The sequence below is a fragment of the Sphingomonas sp. BL-S-29 genome, assembly GCF_055521495.1.
The window spans coordinates 3358439-3379323 of record NZ_CM145482.1 but is presented as its reverse complement, the minus strand read 5'-3'; the positions used below and the strand labels follow the sequence as shown (position 1 = coordinate 3379323).

The 20885-nt window shown below is 65.6% G+C and carries 23 protein-coding genes and 1 tRNA gene; 10 read left to right on the top strand and 14 right to left on the bottom strand.

The window, feature by feature from the left end; translation table 11 throughout:
* Nucleotides 1-119: 119 nt before the first annotated feature.
* Together ACZ1I2_RS16065 and ACZ1I2_RS16060 are read left to right on the top strand one after the other, a co-directional pair.
* Nucleotides 120-797 (top strand): squalene/phytoene synthase family protein, encoded by a 678-nt coding sequence (locus ACZ1I2_RS16065; RefSeq protein WP_465176582.1) that lies wholly within the window; start codon nucleotides 120-122, stop codon nucleotides 795-797.
* A gap of 41 nt (nucleotides 798-838) precedes the next feature.
* Entirely contained in the window at nucleotides 839-1303 is a 465-nt protein-coding gene (locus tag ACZ1I2_RS16060) for an EF-hand domain-containing protein (RefSeq protein WP_465173150.1), read from the top strand.
* A 289-nt stretch (nucleotides 1304-1592) separates the two neighbouring features.
* Here the strand turns inward: ACZ1I2_RS16060 and trmFO are convergent, their stop codons facing one another.
* From trmFO to ACZ1I2_RS16035, 5 genes are all read right to left on the bottom strand, one after another.
* Nucleotides 1593-2909, bottom strand: coding sequence for a methylenetetrahydrofolate--tRNA-(uracil(54)-C(5))-methyltransferase (FADH(2)-oxidizing) TrmFO (trmFO, locus tag ACZ1I2_RS16055; RefSeq protein WP_465176583.1), 1317 nt, complete (start codon nucleotides 2907-2909; stop codon nucleotides 1593-1595).
* Nucleotides 2910-3776: 867 nt separating this feature from the next.
* Nucleotides 3777-4610, bottom strand: a complete 834-nt coding sequence (locus ACZ1I2_RS16050; protein WP_465176584.1) for a helix-turn-helix domain-containing protein — start codon at nucleotides 4608-4610, stop codon at nucleotides 3777-3779.
* Nucleotides 4611-4686: 76 nt separating this feature from the next.
* Nucleotides 4687-5136 carry a hypothetical protein gene (locus tag ACZ1I2_RS16045; protein WP_465176585.1) on the bottom strand — a complete coding sequence of 150 codons (450 nt, stop codon included), beginning with the start codon at nucleotides 5134-5136 and terminating at the stop codon, nucleotides 4687-4689.
* The gene (locus tag ACZ1I2_RS16040) at nucleotides 5133-5513 is read right to left on the bottom strand and encodes a hypothetical protein (RefSeq protein ID WP_465176586.1); all 381 of its coding nucleotides are present in this window, start codon (nucleotides 5511-5513) and stop codon (nucleotides 5133-5135) included. Before ACZ1I2_RS16040 ends, ACZ1I2_RS16045 begins: the two co-directional genes overlap by 4 nt.
* Before the next feature lie 321 nt (nucleotides 5514-5834).
* Nucleotides 5835-6383: a GbsR/MarR family transcriptional regulator gene (locus tag ACZ1I2_RS16035; protein ID WP_465173157.1), complete on the bottom strand. Its 549-nt coding sequence runs from the start codon at nucleotides 6381-6383 to the stop codon at nucleotides 5835-5837.
* A gap of 105 nt (nucleotides 6384-6488) precedes the next feature.
* Between ACZ1I2_RS16035 and ACZ1I2_RS16030 the strand changes: the two genes are divergently transcribed.
* The 4 genes from ACZ1I2_RS16030 to ACZ1I2_RS16015 are packed head-to-tail and all read left to right on the top strand — an operon-like array spanning nucleotide 6489 to nucleotide 8388.
* A complete protein-coding gene (locus tag ACZ1I2_RS16030; protein ID WP_465176587.1) occupies nucleotides 6489-6869 on the top strand; it encodes a VOC family protein in 381 nt (126 codons plus the stop codon).
* Nucleotides 6870-6911: 42 nt separating this feature from the next.
* Entirely contained in the window at nucleotides 6912-7577 is a 666-nt protein-coding gene (locus tag ACZ1I2_RS16025; RefSeq protein ID WP_465173158.1) for a lysoplasmalogenase family protein, read from the top strand.
* On the top strand, nucleotides 7552-7983 hold the full coding sequence (locus ACZ1I2_RS16020) for a DUF488 domain-containing protein (RefSeq protein WP_465173159.1): 432 nt from the start codon (nucleotides 7552-7554) through the stop codon (nucleotides 7981-7983). The genes ACZ1I2_RS16025 and ACZ1I2_RS16020 overlap by 26 nt, the downstream gene beginning before the upstream one ends.
* Nucleotides 7984-8001: 18 nt before the next feature.
* Nucleotides 8002-8388, top strand: a complete 387-nt coding sequence (locus ACZ1I2_RS16015) for a VOC family protein (protein WP_465173160.1) — start codon at nucleotides 8002-8004, stop codon at nucleotides 8386-8388.
* Nucleotides 8389-8397: 9 nt separating this feature from the next.
* Here ACZ1I2_RS16015 and ACZ1I2_RS16010 read toward each other — a convergent pair whose 3' ends face one another.
* The 7 genes from ACZ1I2_RS16010 to yaaA form a co-directional block, all read right to left on the bottom strand.
* Complete coding sequence (locus tag ACZ1I2_RS16010) at nucleotides 8398-9069, bottom strand: GNAT family N-acetyltransferase (protein WP_465176588.1); 672 nt, start codon at nucleotides 9067-9069, stop codon at nucleotides 8398-8400.
* A gap of 31 nt (nucleotides 9070-9100) precedes the next feature.
* Nucleotides 9101-9445: a DUF952 domain-containing protein gene (locus ACZ1I2_RS16005; RefSeq protein WP_465173162.1), complete on the bottom strand. Its 345-nt coding sequence runs from the start codon at nucleotides 9443-9445 to the stop codon at nucleotides 9101-9103.
* A 60-nt stretch (nucleotides 9446-9505) separates the two neighbouring features.
* A complete protein-coding gene (locus tag ACZ1I2_RS16000; RefSeq protein ID WP_465181478.1) occupies nucleotides 9506-9790 on the bottom strand; it encodes a type II toxin-antitoxin system RelE/ParE family toxin in 285 nt (94 codons plus the stop codon).
* Nucleotides 9778-9957, bottom strand: a complete 180-nt coding sequence (locus tag ACZ1I2_RS15995; RefSeq protein WP_465176590.1) for an antitoxin — start codon at nucleotides 9955-9957, stop codon at nucleotides 9778-9780. Before ACZ1I2_RS15995 ends, ACZ1I2_RS16000 begins: the two co-directional genes overlap by 13 nt.
* A gap of 71 nt (nucleotides 9958-10028) precedes the next feature.
* Entirely contained in the window at nucleotides 10029-12797 is a 2769-nt protein-coding gene (gene gyrA / locus ACZ1I2_RS15990) for a DNA gyrase subunit A (RefSeq protein ID WP_465176591.1), read from the bottom strand.
* Between the two features lie 109 nt (nucleotides 12798-12906).
* Nucleotides 12907-13593, bottom strand: coding sequence for an SDR family NAD(P)-dependent oxidoreductase (locus ACZ1I2_RS15985; RefSeq protein WP_465176592.1), 687 nt, complete (start codon nucleotides 13591-13593; stop codon nucleotides 12907-12909).
* Complete coding sequence (gene yaaA, locus ACZ1I2_RS15980; RefSeq protein ID WP_465176593.1) at nucleotides 13590-14342, bottom strand: peroxide stress protein YaaA; 753 nt, start codon at nucleotides 14340-14342, stop codon at nucleotides 13590-13592. Before yaaA ends, ACZ1I2_RS15985 begins: the two co-directional genes overlap by 4 nt.
* A 182-nt stretch (nucleotides 14343-14524) precedes the next feature.
* Between yaaA and ACZ1I2_RS15975 the strand changes: the two genes are divergently transcribed.
* Together ACZ1I2_RS15975 and ACZ1I2_RS15970 are read left to right on the top strand one after the other, a co-directional pair.
* Nucleotides 14525-15778, top strand: a complete 1254-nt coding sequence (locus tag ACZ1I2_RS15975; RefSeq protein WP_465176594.1) for a tetratricopeptide repeat protein — start codon at nucleotides 14525-14527, stop codon at nucleotides 15776-15778.
* Nucleotides 15779-15831: 53 nt separating this feature from the next.
* Nucleotides 15832-17124 (top strand): tetratricopeptide repeat protein, encoded by a 1293-nt coding sequence (locus ACZ1I2_RS15970; protein WP_465176595.1) that lies wholly within the window; start codon nucleotides 15832-15834, stop codon nucleotides 17122-17124.
* A gap of 56 nt (nucleotides 17125-17180) precedes the next feature.
* On the opposite strand, the gene ACZ1I2_RS15965 is transcribed toward ACZ1I2_RS15970, so the two are convergent.
* Nucleotides 17181-17648 carry an Lrp/AsnC family transcriptional regulator gene (locus ACZ1I2_RS15965; RefSeq protein ID WP_372853614.1) on the bottom strand — a complete coding sequence of 156 codons (468 nt, stop codon included), beginning with the start codon at nucleotides 17646-17648 and terminating at the stop codon, nucleotides 17181-17183.
* A gap of 224 nt (nucleotides 17649-17872) precedes the next feature.
* On the opposite strand from ACZ1I2_RS15965, the gene ACZ1I2_RS15960 reads away from it, so the two are divergent.
* Nucleotides 17873-19609, top strand: coding sequence for an ATP-binding protein (locus ACZ1I2_RS15960; protein ID WP_465176596.1), 1737 nt, complete (start codon nucleotides 17873-17875; stop codon nucleotides 19607-19609).
* 78 nt (nucleotides 19610-19687) lie between these two features.
* Nucleotides 19688-19764: transfer RNA gene (locus tag ACZ1I2_RS15955), tRNA-Ile, on the top strand.
* A gap of 142 nt (nucleotides 19765-19906) precedes the next feature.
* Here the strand turns inward: ACZ1I2_RS15955 and ACZ1I2_RS15950 are convergent.
* Nucleotides 19907-20680 carry a GntR family transcriptional regulator gene (locus ACZ1I2_RS15950; RefSeq protein ID WP_465173171.1) on the bottom strand — a complete coding sequence of 258 codons (774 nt, stop codon included), beginning with the start codon at nucleotides 20678-20680 and terminating at the stop codon, nucleotides 19907-19909.
* Between the last annotated feature and the right edge of the window lie 205 nt (nucleotides 20681-20885).

Genomic DNA, 20885 nt, shown 5'->3' with positions numbered 1-20885 from the left:
ACGGCCCGTAACGCCGGGCGGCTGGGGCGTTGCAGCGGTATCCCAGTGATGTACATCCGGCGCATGAAACAGAGCGTCATCGCCAGCATCTTCGGCTTTTTGCGCGGTATTTGCGCGGCATGAGTGCGGACGGCCCGATGCGCGACCCGGAACTGCGGCTCGCGCTGCTTTATGCGCCGCGCGCCGCGTTGCCCGCGCTGGAGGCGTTGTTCGCGCTCGATTCGAGCCTTGCCCAGATCCTGCGCACGACCCGCGAACCGATGGTCGGGCAGATGCGGCTGACCTGGTGGCATGAGGCGCTGACCCGCCTCGACACCGCGCCGCCACCGGCCGAGCCGGTGCTGCAGGCATTGGCGCTGCATGTCGTACCCAATGGCATCTCGGGCGCCCGGCTGGCGTGGATGATCGAGGGCTGGGAGGAGCTGCTCGAGCCGGAGCTGGACGACGACGCAATCGCCCGCCACGCCGCGCGGCGCGGCGGCAAGCTGTTCGAGATGGCCGGGCTGCTGCTCGACGCGGCGGAGACCGATCCGCTGGTCGCGGCGGGCGAGGGGTGGGCACTGGCCGATCTCGCGCGGCATCTGAGCGATCGCCCCACCGCCGATCATGTCCTGGCGCGCGCCGCTGCGCCGCTGACCCAGGCGACTCGCCGGAATTGGAGCCGGCAGGCGAGGCCGCTTGGTGCGCTGGCGCACATCGCGCGTCTCAACCTCGACATCCCGTTCGATCAGCCGATACCGACGGGCGCTCCCCGGCGCGTGGCGCGCTTGCTGCTCCACCGATTGACCGGCCGCTAGAAGACGATAGCTTTCCAACACGGATCGGGAGGAGAGTGGGGATGTGGCGTTATGTCGCGGGCGCCGGGTCGGCGCTGCTGCTGGTAACCGCAGGGATCATGCTGTCGACTGGCAAGGCCCGCCCGCCATCGCCGCTGGCCGCGGCGCCTGTCGCGGCGGCCGCGCAGGACGGTCCGCTTCCCGCCGGCGTGCCCGAGGCGAGCGAACGCACGCGCGAGCAGAAGCGCTTCGACCGCTACGACAAGGACCGCAACGCGCAGGTGACGCGCGAGGAATATCTCGCGCAGCGCCGCAAGGCCTATGCGAAGCTCGATGCCAATCACGACGGACAGCTCTCGTTCGACGAATGGGCGGTGAAGACGACGACCAAGTTCGCGGAGGCCGACAAGGACAAATCGGGCGCGATGACCCCGGTCGAGTTCGCCACCACCGCGCCGAAACGCACCGTCAAACGGCAGCCCAATTGTCCGCCGGCTCAGGCGCCGCGCGAGGACGAGGAGACCTGAAAGGTCGAATCCTGCCGTTATTCCGGACCTTGTTCGGTGATTGTCCCCCTTCAGCCAGGTACGCGATATTGCTGAAAGTCTCCTTGTGCTCCCGCGAAGGCGGGAGCACAGACTGGGTCAGTGTCGGGCCGGATCGTCCCCCGGACGATCCTTGCACCCTGCGGGGCAGGGGCGACCCGACACTCCTTCGCGGGGACACAATAAACAAGTCCGACATGACGATGAAGCAAGCGACGTCGACGCGCTTGTGCTGCCACGATCCCATCGGCCATTGAATCGATGGTGACGATCAGGCCGCGATCCATCCCTCGAATGCCGCCCGCGCGCGATCGGTATACATCTTCTTGCGGTCCGCTTTCTTCGTGCGGCCGGGGATGGGCGGCATCAGGCCGAAATTGACGTTCATCGGCTGATAGGTCTCGGCGACCGCCGCCCCGGTGATGTGGTGGAGCAGTGCCCCGAATGCCGTCTCGACCGGCGGCGGGGTGAGCGCCCGCCCGCCCAGCTCGGCCGCGGCGAAGCGGCCGGCGAGCAGGCCGATCGCGGCGCTCTCGATATAGCCCTCGCAGCCGGTGATCTGGCCGGCGAAACGGATATTGGGCTTGTTCTTCAGGCGCAATGTCGGATCGAGCAGCTCGGGCGAGCGGATGAAGGTGTTGCGGTGAAGACCGCCCAATCGCGCGAACTCAGCATTCTCGAGCCCGGGGATGGTGCGGAACAGGCTCACCTGCTCGGCATGCTTTAGCTTGGTCTGGAAGCCGACGATGTTCCACAAGCTGCCCTGGGCATTGTCCTGGCGAAGCTGGACCACGGCATGGGGCCAGCGCCCGGTGCGCGGATCGTCGAGGCCGACCGGCTTCATCGGCCCGAAGCGCAAGGTGTCGAAGCCACGTTCCGCCATCACTTCGATCGGCATGCAGCCCTCGAAATAGGGTGTGTCCTTCTCCCATTCCTTGAAGTCGGTCTTGTCGCCCGCGATCAGCCCGGCGTGGAAGGCAGCGTACTGGTCCTTGTCCATCGCGCAGTTGATGTAATCCTTGCCCTCGCCCTTGTTCCAGCGCGACTGGAACCAGGCAGTCTCCATGTCGATCGAGTCGAAATGGACGATCGGCGCGATCGCATCGAAAAAGGCGAGCGCATCGGCGCCGGTCGCGGCGCCGATGCTGGAGGCGAGGCCGGCAGCGGTGAGGGGGCCGGTTGCGATGATGGCGAGGCCGTCATCGGGCAGGGCGTCGACCCGTTCGCGCACCACGGTGATGTTGGGGTGCGTGGTGATGGCAGCGGTCACGCCCGCCGAGAATCCGTCGCGGTCTACGGCGAGCGCGGAGCCCGCGGGCACCTTGTGGATATCGCCTTCGCGCATGATCAGCGAGCCGAGCGCGCGCATCTCCGCGTGAAGCAGGCCGACCGCATTGCTGACCGCGTCGTCGGAGCGGAAGCTGTTCGAGCAGACCAGCTCGGCCAGGCCGTCGGTGTGGTGGGCCGGCGTCATCTCGCCCGAACCGCGCATTTCGGAGAGCTTCACCTTGAAGCCGGCCTCGGCAAGCTGCCACGCGGCTTCGGAACCGGCGAGGCCGCCGCCGATGATATGGATGTCATGAGTCATGGCGCGGGCAGATAGCAGCGTGTCCGGCGATGGGCCAGCGGGGTCCCCGTCCCGGGAGGGGGCTTGGGTTGTAAACTCATCAAACGTGAACGCAGGAACTGTTGGTTAGGCAGCCGTCGGTTTTCGAGAGGCGAAGGAGTTATCGCTGCCGCTCCGCACAGTCCGCAGAACGTATCAAGCTATCATTGCCGACTTTGCGGAAATATGATCCACACGGCTGATGTTACCGCTCGCAATAGCTTTTGTCACTTTAGCGGCAGCGACACCTCAAGCGCTCACGGAGTCCATACAACCCTCACCATTGGAGTTGGGCACCGCTTTAACGCTTGAACGCTTCGACGATCGCTGCGCCGGTCCCGGGCCTGACGATGGCTGTCCCATTATCACCATCGATACGGTTCAGGTCCGCAAGCAGCATTGTCGTGCAGCAAATGTCGCGGAACTTGTGCCTGTCAACATCAAGGTCAGGCAAGCGCTCGTCTGTCAGTTTGAATCAATTGTGACCTCAAGTAGGAATGAAAACGAATCTGGTTCGGGCGTTTGGCGAGAGGATCAAGCCCTTATGTATTTGACTTCAAATGGATGGCGGACAGCCTTATACGCGGCAGATCGTTTCTAGAATGAAGTTCGTTTGATAATATTTTTAATTCCGTCATTCTGAACTCGTTTCAGCATCTAATTTGCAACAAGCAATGCCGCCGCTTGTGGAGCGTTGGATGCTGAAACGAGTTCAGCATGACGGCAGGTTTGTCATGGAACGAATTCCAGATTCAGGACGCGCTGAACGAACGACAAGTTTCGGGTGCCACTGACGGCACATCGAACGTCCAAAAGGCAATAGCGGTCGTTCCATTTATGGTCTCGGACCTATTCCGCCGCAGCCTTCTCCTCTTCGACAAGCTCCGCACAGACCCGGGCAGTGTGCTCGTCGGCGGGGAAGGTGCAGTCGATCCGGATTTCGTCGAGCGTTACGTCGTGGGGTGCAGCGAAGGTCGTGAAGGTTTCGAAGAAGCGCAGCTCGCCGCGCGGGCTGGCGAAGGTGAAGGTGATGATCGGCGCGGGCTCCTCGCCGAGATCGCGCAGCCGCCAGCGCTGCGGCACGCCGGTGTACTGGAAAACCTCGTCGAGCAGCTGCCGGGTCCGGCGATCGGTCGGGTTGGCGGCGAGGTCGTCGTGCAGGTGGCGGATGAAGCGCCCGGCCACTTCGGGCCAGTTGACGATGACCGAGCGGAAATCGGCGGGGTCGAACAGCTGGTGGAGCAGATTGGCGTGCGGGCTCTGGCGGCCGCCGGTCAGCAGGGTGTTGAGGCGCACGGCCGCCGCGTTGGTCATCAGCACGTCCCAGTGCCGGCTGATCACGAAGGCGGGATAAGGCTCCTGATGCGCGATGATCAGCTCGACGGCCTGGCGGACCCGGTCGAGCGCGGGCGCGGTGAGATCGCGTTCGGGGTGCATCGCCGCATAGCCTGCGGCCCGCAGCAGGACGTTGCGCTCGCGCAGCGGCATGGCGAGCGTATCGGCGAGCCGCGAGATCGTCTCGCGGCTCGCCCTGGCCTTGCCGGTCTCGATGCAGCTCAGATGCCGGGTCGAGATGCCGGCCTCGAGCGAGAGGTCGAGCTGGCTCATGCGGCGTGCCGCGCGCCATTCGCGCAGCAGCATGCCGATGGGCGGATAGGCGTCGTCTGTCGCATGTGTGGCCAAGGCGTCCTCCCGCTTTCGTCGCAGGATAGCCGGGTTCGGGCGGCGCGATATAGCCCCGCCCGGTCGCGGAGCCCCGTCACCAGGTGATCCGGCGGCGACAGATCAAGGCGCAGCAGGCACCGGTGAAAGTGAAGGCGACGAGAGTCGTGGACGGTTCGCCGGCCGGTCTGGAATCGGCGGCCACGACGAAAAAGGCGGAGGCAAGCGCCCCGGCCAATGCCCACATCACCGGCAGACGAGCGGCGTCGTTGCGATTGCCCAGCCAGGTCATGAGCCAGGCACCGAGGAGATTGGGCAACACCGCGACGATCGCGCCGAAAAATACCGTCAACAGCGCGATCAGGGGTGTCGCCGGGATGATCGACCCGGTCAGATCGATCGAGCGCGCTGTCCCGGGATCGTCGGCCCATAGACCGATGCCGATGCCCAGCAGGAAGAGCGGTCCGGCAGCCACCGAGGCTAGCGTGATGCTCGACGTGTTGATCGAGGCATATGCCACCGTCCGCGCCTCCTGCGCGCGGGTCATGCGACGGTCGGCCGGCGGTGGTCGCGATCATCGAGCCAGCCATTCACCTTGCGGCCGAACTGCGCGATCGCGCCCATGTTGAAGAAGTGCATGGCGCCCAGCACGATCACCGCGAGGCCGACCTTTCCGCTGAGGAAGCGCATTGCGCCGGTGATGGTGGTCGGTTCCTGGCCGAGGCTGAGGGTGAGGGTGATGAAGCCGATATTGACGAGGTAGAAGCCGACCACGAGCAGATGGTTGGTCGAACGCGCCAGCGTCTCGTTCTGGCCGAAGCACTGGATGAGGAACACGACGCCGTTGCCGGACAGAGTCCGCGCGACCCAGATGGTGATCGCCAGCGTGATCGCGAGATATAGGATGTAGACGGTCTCGACCATGGTTATTTCCTTTCTTTCTGTAATTTGAGAAATAGAGTGGCGTGAAATTGCCCTTCTGCGACGATTTTTAGTCCTCAGTGGCGGGTGTTGGAGGTGATCGAAAGCGAGGTTTCAAACGGGGCTGGTGGACGATTTGATTCACGCGAAGCCGCGGAGACGCGAAGAGAAATCGTGTCGGGCGGGAGCAATCCGGCTTCGGGCCGAGGAGCACGTCTCGCAGATTTGAATCGCGCTGCCATTCGCCTATTTCCTCCGCGTCTTCGCGGCTTCGCGTGAAAAATTCTTCTGACGGGGCGGGTGACGTGCCGACCGCCCATCGACCTAATCCGCTTTGGCCTTCGCCCCAGGGATGAAGCGGGCGACCTTGCTGCCGAGTTTCATCAAGGTGACCAAGGTCGGTTTCGGCAGGGTGCGGACCTGGTCGTACCAGCCGCCCAGGGTCGAGATGAATTCATGCATCCGCGTGACCCGCTCGCGGACATGAGCGGGCGCGGCCTTGTCGTTCTTCATGCGCTCGGACAGCTCGGCGAGCAGGGCCAGCGTGGGGTCGATCTCGCGGCGCTTGCGCTCGGCGGTGATGCGCATCAGCATTTCCCACAGATCGGTTTCCGCGACGAAATGGTCGCGCCGGTCGCCCTCGACATGGACGCGGCGGACGATGCCATAGCCCTGGAGTTCCTTGAGGCCGGTCGAGACGTTGGACCGGGCGAGGCCGAGCGCCTCGACGATCGCCTCGGCATCGATCGGCCTGTCGGACAGATAGAGTAGGGCATGAATCTGCGCGACCGACCGGTTGACGCCCCATTGCGTGCCCATCTCCCCCCAATGGAGGATGAAGGCCTTGACGTCGGGATAATCGGTGAGGGTCATGTATTTCTCTTTTCTGTAAAGACAGAAATATTAGATATTGGGGGCTGCGTCAATGGGGCTCGTGCGTTGGGCCCACGGTGGGAAGATATCGAAGGAGGAGGCAGCATGCTCGATCATATCGGCCTGGCGGTGACCGACCTGGCAAAGTCCCGCGCCTTTTACGAAGCCGCGCTGGCGCCGCTCGGCATCACCGTGCTGGAGGTGATCGACGAGAACGAGGCCGGCGGTACCGCGGTGATGATGGGCGACAGCGAGCCCTTTTTCGTGTTCGCCGACAACGAGCAGCCGGGCGAGGGCACGCATGTCGCGTTCCGGGCTTCGTCGCGAGCGCAGGTCGACGGATTTTACGAGGCAGCGATCGCGGCGGGCGGCAGGGACAATGGCGCGCCGGGCATCAGGGCGCGCTATCATCCGCATTATTATGCGGCGTTCGTGTTCGATCCCGACGGGATCAATGTCGAGGCTGTCTGCCATCTGCCCGGATGAGGACGGATTGCGCGATCCCTCGCGGAGCGCGATACCGTTGCGATGACCGAGACCAGAACACCGCCCTTCCCGAACTTCTGGCTCTTCCCGGCCGCGATCCTTGCGGGCGCGACCTTCTGGGCGGCGAGCCATATGGGGCTGTCCGGCGCGCTGTTCGTGGCCTGGAAGGGCGTGTGTGTCGGGCTGCTGACGCTGTGCGCCGGTCTCGCCGCGCGCGAGCGCAATGGCTGGCTGCTCACCGCGCTGCTGGCGCTGGGAACGCTGGGCGATGTGGTGCTGGAAACCTCCGGCATCGTGGTCGGCGGGGCGGCCTTTCTGGCGGGGCATCTCGTCTCGATCCTGCTCTATCTCTCCAACCGTCGGAAGGAGGGCGGCGCGGTGGCGATCGCGATTGCCGTGGCGGTACCGGCCGCTGCCTTCGCCATTACCCGGGATGCCGGCGCGACGGTCTATGCGACCGGGCTGGGCGGGATGGCGGGTGCTGCCTGGTACAGCCGTTTCCCGCGGACGCTGGTCGCGGCCGGCGCCCTGATGTTCGCTGCGTCGGACCTGCTGATCTTCGCTGAGCTCGGGCCGTTGAAGGACTCGATCCTGCCGGTCCTGACGATCTGGCCGCTCTATCTGGGCGGCCAGACGTTGATTGCGTACGGCGTGCTCAGGACCCTCGAAGCGAGGAAGCGGAATGAAGATCTTCACCATCGGCTATGAAGGCACGACCATGGCCGACTTCCTCGCTACGCTGAAAGGGGCGGGGGTGGAGCGGGTGATCGACGTGCGTGCGCTGCCGCTGTCGCGGCGGCCGGGTTTCTCCAAATCGTCGCTCGCGGCCTCGCTGCTGGAAGCGGGGATCGGCTATGTCCATCTCAAGCAACTCGGCACGCCGAAGCGGGGCCGGGATGCCGCGAAGAAGGGCGACCGGGCGACGCTGGAAGAAGTCTATGCCGGGCAGCTCGAACTGCCCGAAGCGCAGGCCCAGGCGGCGCAGATGCTGGATCTGGCCGCGGAGAAGCCGAGCGCCCTGTTGTGTTTCGAGCGTGATCCCTGTGTATGCCACCGCACCTTGCTGCTCGACGCGGTGGGCGGAGACGCCGAAATCGTGGACTTGTTCGCCTGAACCCTGAAAGGACAATCGATGATCGATCATATGGGTATCGCCGCGTCGGACTTCGACGCTTCCCGCCGCTTCTACGAGGCAGCGCTCGCGCCGCTCGGGATCGGGCTGATGATGGAGGTGACGCCCGAGGAAAGCGGCGGCTATCACGGGCTCGGGCTGGGCAAGCAGGGCAAGCCGTCTTTCTGGGTCGGTAACGGCGGGCCGCGGGGCGCGGGTATGCATGTCGCCTTCACCGCTGACAGTCGTGCCGAGGTGGACGCCTTCTACGAAGCGGCGATGGCGAGTGGCGGACGGGACAATGGCGCGCCGGGCATCCGAGCGCATTATCACCCCAATTATTACGGTGCGTTCGTGTTCGACCCCGACGGCATCAATGTCGAGGCGGTCTGCCACCGGCCGGAATAGGCGGCGGCGTCAGGGGGCCGGAATGAACGCGCTCGTATAGAGCGAGCGGACGGCCCAACCGAGCGCGGAATAAAGTGCTCTGCCGTCTTCGGTGGCGACCAGCACCTGTTTCGACCCGGTTTGGCGCCGTGCCGCGCCCAGGGTCGTCATCACCGCGCTGCCAAGCCCCCGACGGCGGTGCGCCGGTTCAGTCGCGATGCGGTCATAGACGAACAGGCCGCCTGCCTCCGCGGCAAAGCCGCTCGCTGCCAGCGCGCCGTCATCGGTAACGATCCGCACGGCAGTCACGGCGCCGGTGCAGGACACGTCCACGCGATATCCCGGTCCGGGCCGTGCCGGCGCATTCGGCTGCTTCTCGCAGGTCATCAGATAGCCGCCGCCCTGGATATGCCACCGCGCGGGCAGCAGCGGGCGCATTGCCGCGGCCGGTCCGCAGAGCTTGAGGAAAATCAGGGGCGCGACGATCGATTCCGCCAGCGCCCGCATCGGCTCGCCGGCCTGCGCAAAGACGAAGCGCTGTGTTTCGGCCGGGAGGTTGGTGTCGACCCGCCAGCCGCCATGATCCTCGACCGGCGGGGGCAGGCCGCGCGCCAGCGATCGCGCCGTCAGCCAGGCCTTCACCAGCAACGGATCGACCGGGGAAAGTGCCGAATGGTCCTTCATCTCGTGCACGAGCGCCATGATGCCGAAAGGAACATCGCAACCGTCGCGTTCAGCCGGCGACGGGCAGCCTGACCTTGCCCTGGTCGTCCCGTTCCATCGGGCCATAGGCGATCACCGTTTCCAGCAGCAGCGGGCCATAGATGTGCGGAAACAGCTGGCCGCCGCGTGATGGCTCCCATTTCAGCGTCTCGCCCTGCGCCTCGAGATCGACCGCGGCGATGTGGAGATCGGCCTGACCGGCGAAATGTTTGTCGACCGTCTCGTCGAGCTGCCGGGCGGTGGAGAGGTGGATATAACCATCGGCCAGGTCGATCGGCGCGCCGGCGAAGCTGCCGGTTTCGAGCACGGCCATCTGATCGGCGGTCAGGACCTTGTAGGCGGTTAACGACGTCATGCGATTCCCTCTCCAAAACTAACGGATTGTGAGTCACCCGAGGGACCGCGCATACAACGGTCAAGCTTCCTGGTCGTCTTGAAGCTGCGCGCTGTGGCGAATTCCCACGATAAAGACCCGGTCGCCGTCAACCAGATACCGAATGACATAGGGCTGGATCGTGACCAGTTCCCGCCTTCCTCCCGACGCCGGGCGACCGCGATGCGGATAGGTCTGCAGACTGTCGCCCGCCACGATCAGGCGACGCGCCATGCGTCGCGCTGCCTGTGGATCGAATTGGTGAATGTAGGAGCGGATCAACTCAAGATTGGCGAGCGCTTCCCGCGTCCAGACTATGCGAGCCATTCGGGCGGCGCGGGAGTCTCTTCTGGCGTGCCCCATTTGGCCAGCCACGCGACCACCTCCGCGTGATCGACGGTACGCCCCGCCTTGATATCGGCGTCTGCCCGCGCGTCGGCTGCCGTCTCGGCATCAGGATCCGTCTGCTCGAATATCGCGCGTTCAGCCTTCATAGGCGGAATATAGCATGATCCAGCCGGCCTTGCGAGGGTGCCCGCCGCCCGAAGCGGCGGACGTCATCCCATCAGGCCTCGCCGCCGTCGGCCAGATCCTCGCTTGTGTCGCCGTCGGGCGTCGGCGCGCCGGCGATCGGGCCGTCGGACAGATCGACCTCGGCCTCTTCCTCGGTTTCCTCGATGCGCGCGGCGGAGACGACATGTTCGTCCTTGCCGACATCGAACAGCTTCACGCCAGCCGAGCCGCGGCCAATCACGCGCAGGTCGCCGAGCGACATGCGGATCAGCTTGGCCTGATCGGTCACCAGCATCAGCTGATGGCCCTTGGAGGCGGGGAAGCTTGCCACGACGGGGCCGTTGCGGGCGATGTTGTCGATGTTCGTGATGCCCTGGCCGCCGCGATTGGTGCGGCGATATTCATAGGCGCTCGACAGCTTGCCATAGCCGTTGGAGCAGACCGTCAGGATGAACTGCTCGCGCTGCGCCAGTTCCTCCAGGCGCTCCTGCGACAGGGTCGGCACATCCTCGCGATCGGGGCGCTCCGGCTTCCAGGGGGCGAAGCGGAGATAATCCTCGCGCTCCTCCTGGCTGGTGCCGACGCGGTGCAGCACCGACAGCGACATGACTTCGTCGTCGCCCTTCAAGGTCACGCCGCGCACGCCGGTGGAGGTGCGGCTCTGGAATTCGCGGACGTCGTCGCCGGCGAAGCGGATCGCCTTGCCCTGGCGGGTGGCCAGCAGCACATCGTCATGCTCACTGAGCAGCGCCACACCGATCAGCCGGTCGTCGCTCTCGTCGTCGAAGCGCATCGCGATCTTGCCGTTCGAGGGTACGTTGGTGAACGCATCCATTGAGTTGCGGCGGACGGTGCCCCGGGCAGTCGCGAACATGACATGGAGCTTGCCCCATTCCGCCTCGTCCTCGGGCAGCGCGAGCACGGTCGAGATCGTCTCGCCCTCGGCCAGCGGCAGCAGGTTGATCATCGGCCGGCCGCGGGTGGCGGCGCCGCCCTCGGGCAGACGCCAGACCTTCATGCGATACACCTTGCCGAGCGTGGAGAAGAACAGCACCGGGGTGTGCGTCGAGGTGACGAACAGTTCGGTGATGATATCCTCGTCCTTGGTCGCCATGCCGGCGCGGCCCTTGCCGCCGCGGCGCTGGGCACGGAAGGTGTCGAGCGTGGTGCGCTTGATATAGCCCTGCATGGTCACGGTGACGACCATGTCCTCGCGCTCGATCAGGTCCTCGTCGTCGATGCCGTCGGCGGCGGCGGCGATCTCGGTCTTGCGCGGGGTGGCGAAGGCGAGGCGCACGGCGGCGAGTTCGTCCTTCATCAAGCCGTAGAGCTTCGCCCGATCGCCCAGGATCGCGAGCAGCTCGGTGATCGATTCGGCGAGCGTCTTCAGTTCTTCGCCGATCTCGTCGCGGCCGAGCGCGGTGAGGCGGTGCAGGCGCAGGTCGAGGATCGCGCGGACCTGGATGTCGGACAGGCGATAGGTGTCGCCCTCGACCTCTTTTTCGACTGCCTCGACCAGCTTGATATAGGGCAGAATCTCGGCGATCGGCCATTCGCGCGCCATCAACGCGGCGCGCGCGACGGGCGGGCTGGACGAGCCGCGGATGATCTTGACCATCTCGTCGAGATTGGTCGTCGCGACGACCAGGCCTAGCAAGATGTGCGCGCGCTCGCGCGCCTTGGCCAGCTCGAACTTCGAGCGGCGGGTGATGACCTCCTCGCGGAACTTGACGAAGGCCTCGATGATGTCGCGCAGGTTGAGCGTTTCGGGCCGGCCGCCGCGGATGGCGAGCATGTTGGCCGGGAAGCTCGATTGCGCAGGCGTGTGGCGCCAGAGCTGGTTGAGCACGACCTCGGCCGTCGCGTCGCGCTTGAGGTCGATGACGATGCGCACGCCGTGACGGTTGGATTCGTCGCGGATGTCCGAAATGCCCTCGATCCGCTTGTCCTTGGCGGCCTCGGCGATCTTCTCGACCAGGGCGTTCTTGCCGGTCTGGTAGGGGATCTCGGTGAGCACGATCGAGCGCTTGTCGTTGCGCCCTTCCTCGACGACGTGGCGCGAGCGCACCATGATCGAGCCGCGGCCCTCATGATAGGCGCTCTTGCAGCCGGCGCGGCCGAGGATGATGCCGCCGGTCGGGAAATCCGGACCGGGCACGATCTCCATCAATTCGTCGATCGTGATCGCGTCGCCGCCGTCGAGCGAGCGCTCGATATAGGCGAGGCAGGCATCGACGACTTCGCCGAGATTGTGCGGCGGGATGTTGGTCGCCATGCCGACGGCGATACCGCCGGCGCCGTTGACCAGGATGTTGGGGAAGCGCGCCGGGAGCACGGTCGGCTCCTCGCGCGACCCGTCATAATTGGGCGCGAAATCGACCGTGTCCTTCTCGATGTCCTCGAGCAGGGCCATCGCCGCCTTGGTCAGCCGCGCCTCGGTGTAGCGCATCGACGCGGGCATATCCGGATCCATCGATCCGAAATTGCCCTGGCCGTCCATCAGCATCACGCGCATCGCCCAATCCTGGGCGAGGCGGGCGAGCGCCATGTAGATCGAGCTGTCGCCGTGCGGATGGTAATTGCCCATGACGTCGCCGACGATCTTGGCGCATTTGCGGTACGGCCGGCCGGGGACGAAGCCGCCCTCCTGGCTGGCGAAGAGGATGCGGCGATGCACCGGTTTCAGCCCGTCGCGCACGTCCGGCAGCGCGCGGCTGACGATCACGCTCATCGCATAATCGAGATAGCTCGAGCGCATCTCGTCGACGATCGAGATCGGGGAAATATCGGAAGGGTCGGCGAGGAGTGTCTCGTCGGTCAAGTTTCAAGGCTTTCGGAAATGGTGTGTATGTCTGTTCGATGACGGTCTAGCCCAGCCTGCCGCCTTTGTCACGCGCGTGCGTCACGCGTGCGCGCGTACGCGAGGGACGCTAGGGCGCGATTTCCGCGCCATCCCAGGCCAGGTGCTTTCCGCTGTCGGGTGCCTTCAGGCCGTCGATCACATCCAGCAACTGCATCGCCGCCCGGGCCGGATCGAACAGGGTGCCGGGCGCGGCATTGCCGCGGAACGGGCGCGACAGATCGGTGTCGACGGTGCCCGGATGCAGCGCGACGACGATCGAGCGGTCGTTGCGGCGTTTCTCTTCGATCGAGAGGGTGCGGACCATCATGTTGAGCGCGGCCTTGGACGCGCGATAGCCGTACCAGCCGCCGAGCCTGTTGTCGGCGATGCTGCCGATCCGTGCCGACAGGACCGCGAAGACGGTGCGGCCGGTGCGCGGCATCAGCGGCAGGACATGCTTGGCGACCAACGCCGGGCCGATCGCGTTCACCGCGAAGGTGCGGGCGAGCCAGGCCGGATCGAGCTCCTGCATGGCCTTTTCCGGGCCTTGTCCCTTCTCGTGCAACAGGCCGGTCGCGACGATGACGAGAGTCGGGGCGGGGCCTTTGGCGACGATGGCGGCCGCGGCGGCGATGCTCGCTTCGTCGGTCAGGTCGGTGCCGGTGGCGCTGCGGGAAAAGGCGTGGACCGTCGTGAAGGCGCCTTCTTCCTCGAGCGCGTCGCGGAGCGCGCCGCCGATGCCACCCGACGCGCCGAACACGACGGCGCTGCTCATGCGCGGACGAAGCGCCAGCTGTCGGGCGCGCTCGCGGCGGCATCGAAGCGATAGTCGGCGCTGTCGAAGTCCTTCATCGAGTCGATGTCGGTGATGCGGTGCTCGCACAGCCAGCGCGCCATCATGCCGCGCGCCTTTTTCGCGTGGAAACTGACGAAGCGCGGGCCATCGGGGCCGGGCTCGCGGAAATCGACATGGATGACGCGCAGACCCGCGAGCTTGTCGGCGACGGCGTGGAAATATTCCTGGCTGGCGAGGTTGAGCACCACACCCGAGCCCTCCGCCGCGACATCGTCGCGCACGGCCTGGGCGATGCGATCGCCCCACCAGGCATAGAGGCTCTTGCGGCGCGGTGCCCAGCGCGTGCCCATTTCCAGGCGATAGGGCCGCATCGCATCGAGCGGGCGAAGCAGGCCGTAGAGGCCGGACAGCATGCGCACATGATCCTGCGCGAAGGCGACGCCCGATTCGTCGAGCGTGCGCGCCTCGAAGCCGAGATAGACGTCGCCGGCAAAGGCATAGAGCGCGGGGCGCTCCGGCTGGGCGTCGAATCCGGCGAAACGGTCGGCGTTGAGCTTGGCGAGCTTCTTCGAGATTTGCATCAGCTCGGCCAGGCGCTTCTGGCTGAGATGGGAAGCCGATGCGGCGAGGGAGCTTGCCTCTTCGGCGAAACGCGGCACGGTGGCCTCGACCGGCGGCAGGGGCCGTTCATAGTCGAGGGTCTTGGCGGGGGAGAGAAGGGCAATCACCCGCTGGGCCTAGTCCCTGCGCCGCGCGAAAGTCAAAGGGGCCGGGATCCGGCGCGTTAAAGCAGCGTTCAGCGCCTGAATGCGAACCAAACGGGTAATCCGTGCGCTTGAACCATGGTGCCCCCCACATTAGAGGCGTCTGCGAATTGACCGGACGTCCATCCGCTTAGGAGTTTTTCTTGATGAAGTTGCTTCCGAACGTCGCCCTGGCCCTGATGCTGTCGCTTGGTGCCACCGCCATGGTTGCCACGCCGGCAATTGCGCAGAAGAACAAGAAGGACGACAAGGCGGAGGCAGGCGTGCCCAAGCTGTCCGCGAGCCCGGCCTTCGGCAAGGCCGCGCAGGAGGTCAAGAAGGCGCTCGACGCCAAGGATTATGCAACCGCCGAAGCCAAGCTCGCCATCGCCGACCCGCTCGCGACGACGGACGACGACCGGTATTTCGCCAATATCTTCCGGCTGAACATCGCAAGCGAGAAGAAGGACAACGCCACGCTGGCCACCGCGCTCGATGCGCTGATCGTGAACCCGAAGACTCCGCCGGCCGATCTTCCCGCCTATAATTTCGTGCGCGGCACGATCGCGATCGACGCGAAGCAGAACGAGCAGGCCATTCCCTTCCTGCTGAAGGCGCGCGAACTCGGCTATGCCAAGTCGGACCTCTCGGTATCGCTGGCCCAGGCGTACGGCTCGACCAACCGGACCAAGGACGCGATCGCGGAGCTCGACAAGGCCGTCGCCGCCGAGACGGCGGCTGGCCGGACGGCGCCTGAATCCTGGTACGCCTATGCCGTGAGCAACAGCTATGCCGCGCACGACGTTCCGACCGCCGAGGACTGGCTCGTGCGCCAGCTCAAGGCTTATCCGAAGGTCGCCACCTGGCGCACCGCGGTCGGCAATTTCCGCAAGGTGACCGATCCGACCAACACCAAGTTCACCAAGGCGCAGAAGCTCGACCTGTACCGCACGATGCGCAGCACCAAGGTGCTGAGCGATCCGAACGATTATTATGGCTATGTGCAGGCCGCGCTGGATTCGGGCCTGCCGTGGGAATCCGCCGCGGTGATCGACGAGGGCCGCGCGGCCGGCAAGATCCCGGCGGGCGATGCCGATATCGCGCGCGTCTATACGGCGGCTCAGACAGCGATAAAGTCCGAAGTGTCGGCGGCAAGCGCCGCGGGCAAATCCAAGCCGAGCGTCGCCGGCGACATTTATTATGCCGCGGGCGATTATGCGAAGGCCGTGGAAAGCTACACGGCGGCCGCCGGTCAGGCCGGTGCCGATGCGAGCACGGTGAACATGCATCTCGGCATGGCGCTCGCCAATCTCGGCCGCAAGGACGAAGCCAAGGCCGCTTTCGCCAAGGTCGCCACCGCGCCGCTGAGCCAGATCGCGCATCTGTGGACGATCTGGCTGGACTCGCCGCCGCTGGCGTGATTCACAGGAGCTAAGAGCGCGACCGCCAGCGCCGGTTTTGGAGAGTATCAGTAATGAAGACGATTTCGACGATGGCGCTGGCGGCGCTGCTGACCGCGAGTGCGGCAATCCCGTTCGCGGCGACCGCTGCGGGCAAGAAGGAACAGCCGGCGTCCGACGGTCCGGCGAGCTTCGTCCTGTCCAAGCAGGTGCGGGATTCGGCGGCGGCGGCGACGCTGGCGCTGAAGGCCAATGACCTGGCGGGTGCCGAAGGCGCGATCTCGACGATCGAGCGGAGCGCGAGCAACGACAGCGAGCGCTTTGTCGGGCGGACCCTCCGGGTGAGGCTGCTCAGCGCATCGCCGGTGACGGTCCAGACCCAGACGGCGATGGTCAAGCCGCTGACCGAACTGATCGCCGATCCGCGCACGTCGAAGGACGACGCGGCGCGGTACAACTACACGCTCGGCGATTTCGCTTATGCGCGGAAGGATTATGCCAAAGCGGTGCAATTCTATCGCCAGGCTCGCGAGAACGGCCTGCGCGACGACGAGCTGAACCTGCAGATCGTGCGCGCGAACATGGAAGGCGGGCAGGTTTCCGCCGGCGCGGCCGAAGTCGACGCCCTGATCGCGGCCCAGGTCGCGGCAGGCAAGAAACCGCCGGAAAGCTGGTATCGTTTCACGACTCAGCGGCTCCGGCTGAAAAAGGCGCCGGAGACGGCGGCCTGGACCGGCAAATGGCTCGCTGCCTATGGCACCAAGGCGAACTGGCATGACGCGATCGCGTTCAACGGCTTCAAGGACGAGGACGAGGCGAAGCTGAGCGCGGCCGAGCGCAAGGACCGCGACACCCGGTTCGTCGACCTGTTCCGCCTGATGCGCGCGACCAAGAGCCTGGCCGGCCAGAAGGAATATCTGGAATATGCCCGGCGGGCGAACAATCTCGGCCTGAAGGACGAAGTGAAATCGGTGATCCAGGAAGGGCTCGCCTCGGGCGCGATCCCGCCCAAGGACCCGGAGAGCATCCGCCTGCTCGGCACCGTGCCCGCCAAGGGCAAGGCGGCGCCGGCGGCTGGCCCGACCGAAGCCGCCGCGCGCAAGGCGGCAAATGGCGAGCTGGCGGCACAGCTCGGCAATATGAGCATCGGCAGGGGCGCCTATGCCAAGGCGGTCGAGATGTACGATCTCGCGCTGGCAAAGAGCGTCAAGGATGGTGACGATGTGCGCCTTCACCGCGGGATCGCGCTGGCGCTCGCCGGCGACAAGGAGCGCGCGCGCGCTGATCTGGCGACGGTCGCCACCGCGCCGGACAGCGACACGGCGACGCTGTGGAAGATCTGGCTGGATACTCCACCCGCCGTATAGCAGTGGCCGGCGGATGGTGCGGTCGGGAAGGGGCGGCGTGGCCGCCCCTTTTCGCGTCAGTCCTGCCGCACCGGGATGCCGGGCAGCGCCTTGGCGGTGCGGATCGTCAGCGAGGTCTTCACGCTCGCCACGTTCGGCGCCGGCGTCAGATGCGTGGTGAGGATCTCCTGAAAGCTCTTCAGGTCAGTCGCCACGATCTTGAGGATGAAGTCGATCTCGCCGTTCAGCATATGGCATTCGCGGATCTCGGGAATCTGCGCGACATGATCCTCGAACGCAGCGAGATCATGCTCGGCCTGGCTGCGCAGGCTGACCATCGCGAAAACCGTGATCGGATAGCCCAGGGTCGCCGCGTCGAGCTCGGCATGATAGCCGCGAATCGCGCCGGCTTCCTCCAGCGTGCGGACCCGGCGCAGGCAGGGTGGGGCGGTCAAACCGACTCGTTCCGCCAGATCGACATTCGTCATCCGGCCATCATCCTGCAGCAATCCCAGAATCCGCCGGTCGATCGAATCAAACGCCATTACGCAAAGCTCCCCGCCGGCTCTGTCTTTGTGGCGAGCGGCCGGCGTTCAGCATAAGATAATTGCGGGCGAACGCAATTGTCCCACATTGCTACGCGTCAAAAACAGGTGTTTCGCGGGCCATGCCAGGCGTCTAAGCACGTCCCGCGGCGCGGCCCTCGCGACCGGTGGGAATTCGATCTTTGCGCTTCGACGACAGCCTCGAAACGGTTCTTTCGGCGGACATGTCAAGCCCGCTCGGCGCGCAATCGGCCTGGCGGCAGCTGGTCGATCTGATTGCCCGCCGCCGTATCGCGCCCGAGACTGACGTGATCGAACGACTCAAGGCGATTCGCCCGCTCGTGCCGCCCTCTGTTCGCGCGGCGAGCGCACGGGGCGCGGAGGGTGCAGACCCGCCCGCCGCGCTCGTCCATCTCTTCGTCGAAGACGAGCCGACCATTGCCGCGCCATTGCTCCGCAGCGCAAGGCTGCGCGACGACGAATGGATTGCGATGCTGCCGGTCATGGCGCCCGACGCGCGCGCGGTCCTGCGCCATCGCGGCGACCTCTCGCCGGCCTTGGCGGGTCTGCTGGAGAGCTTCGGCAGCGTCGATTCCGCATGGGAGGCCGTTCCGCATCAGCCGGTCGCCGAGCCCGTTGGCGAATCGCCGCTTTCATTCGCCAGCATCGCGCCTGGTCTGCCGGTCGTCACCGAAGTGCCTGCCCATGACGAGGCTGAAGCGAAGGACGCTGCGGATGCGCCGGAACCTGGCGCCGATGTGATCGAGTTCGCCTATCTGCCGGCACCCAAGGAAGCGGCGAGCGGCACGTTCCAGATCGCCGAGATGGTTGCCCGTATCGACGCCTATCGACAGCGGCGCGAGCAGACGCCCGTCACGCCGATTCGCCTGCCGGTCGAGACCGACCTGTTCGCGCCCGGCTCGGTGCGCGCGCAGGGTTTCCGGTTCGAGACCGACGCGGCGGGCGTGGTCCGCTGGATCGAAGGCGCCGCCCGCGCGCCGCTGATCGGCCTGTCGCTGAATCCGATGGCGATCCAGGGCCAATCGCAGGTGGACGGGGCCGCTGCGGGCGCATTCCGCCAGCGCACGGGCTTTACCGATGCGCGGCTCGTCATCGGCGGCGACTCGGAAGCTGCCGGGCCATGGCGGATCACCGGCATCCCGGTGTTCGACCACGAAAGCGGACGCTTTACCGGCTATCGCGGCACCGCGCGCCGTCCGCGCCCCGACGAGACGGCCGAGCGCTATCCGGATCCCAACCCCGCTTCCGATGCGCTGCGCCAGCTCGTCCATGAATTGCGCACGCCGACCAGCGCCATCGCGGGCTTTGCGGAAATGATCGAATCGCAGACACTTGGTCCCGTATCCGAGGCCTATCGCGCGCATGCGGCCGAGATAAGGGCCCTTGCGAGCAGGCTACTGACCGCGATCGACGATATCGACATGGCCGCGCGGATCGACGCCAGGGCGCTCGATCTGCGCCCGGGCGAGGTGCCGCTGGTGCCGTTGCTCGAGCGCGTCGTGGGCGAACTCCAGCCGCTGGCGGCGCTGCGCGGCACGACGATCGATCTCCATCTCGGCGACAGCGACCTCGCCCTTGCCGGCGATGACCGCGCGGTTGGGCGGCTGATCTCCCGGCTCGCCGCGACGCTGGTGGCGTCGAGCGGGCAGGGCGAGCGGATCGGCATCGCTGCGATGCGCGATGCCGATGCGGTGGTCGCGGTCGTGTTCGATCGGCCGGGGGCGCTTGCCGACTATGCCGGTGACGAGCTGCTGACGATCGACGCGGAAATCGATAACGACCGCGAGGGCGCGCCGCTGCTCGGCACTGGCTTTGCGCTGCGGCTGGCCTGCAATCTCGCGATCGAGTTGCGTGGCACCCTGACCATTGGCGACAAGATTTTGACGTTGCGGCTGCCTGCGGCGCCCGGCGATCGCGCAGGACGGGTTTCTTCTAGCTGATCGCAAGTCAATCCGCGCCTTCATCGGCGCGGCGGCCTTGCCACCCAAGCACGCCCTCCGCTAACGAGCGGCTTGGTGGGGCCTGTAGCTCAACTGGTTAGAGCTGCCCGCTCATAACGGGTAGGTTGCGGGTTCAAGTCCTGCCGGGCCCACCAAAGCTACCGTTCATCTCTTCGAGAGGGTGTCGGAAAACCATTTTGCTCAATCGATTCCGGGGCCGCCATGGGTTCATCGATCCGGCGCCGCCCTCGAAGTGCCGCGCGATGGTTTTTGCGGCGGGCCGGCAAAAAGAAAGAGTCAGACCTCCGCCTGGATCGTGCTCGACTGGAGATCGAAGCGCATCTGGTACCGATCGGCGCGGTAATAGGCCTGGGTCAGCAGCATCGGGCCGCCATCCTCATCGTGAAAGGCTCGGGTGATGCGCAGCAGCGGTGCCATCGAATCGATCTTGAGCGCAGCTGCCATCGCCGAATCGGCCGACACCGCGGCGATCGTCTGCGCCGCGCCGCCGAACTTACGGCCGGATTGCTGGACGAGGCTGACGATAGGGATTTCCTTCAGGCTCTTCTCGGTGATCATGAAGCCGAGATTCTCGGGGACATGGGCGATCGTGCAGCCTAGTGGTTCGCCGTCGAGCCAGCGCAAACGCACGGCGCGGACAACACGGGTGCCCGGCTTTACCCCGAGCAGCGACGCGACCGGGTCATGCACTTCCTCGCGCGTAATTTCGAGAACGGTGACCTTCGTCTTGCGCCCGAACGTTACCAGCGAATCGACGGCCTTGCCGATATCGGCCACGATCGGACGGACCGGCAGATTGTAGATCACGCGGGTTCCCACCCGGCGCTTGCGCTCGACCAGGTGCTGCAGCGCCAGTTCGTCCAGCGCGCGCCGCGCGGTGATCCGGGAAACACCGAAGCTTTCCGACAATTCCTGCTCGGTCGGCACCGACGAGCCAAAGGCGCGTGCGCCCGAAACTATGTCGTCGCGCAGTTGCAGGAAGATCTGATGATAAAGCGGTACGGCCGTCTTGCGATCGACGCTGGATATTTCCCGATTGACGCCGATCATCCAATCCCTCTCCGCACGATGCAGCTCCAGTCCTGACGACCGGGCCGACCCGCCGGTCGAAGGCCGGGGTCGTCCGTATAACTTGAGAATTCCACCCGAGGGAAGCGCATAGCACATAAGTGGTGGTGATTTGATTAAAAGTTATAACATTATAACAAATACCTTGCCGCTCTGTCACACCTGCGTAATATCGTTCCACGGACTC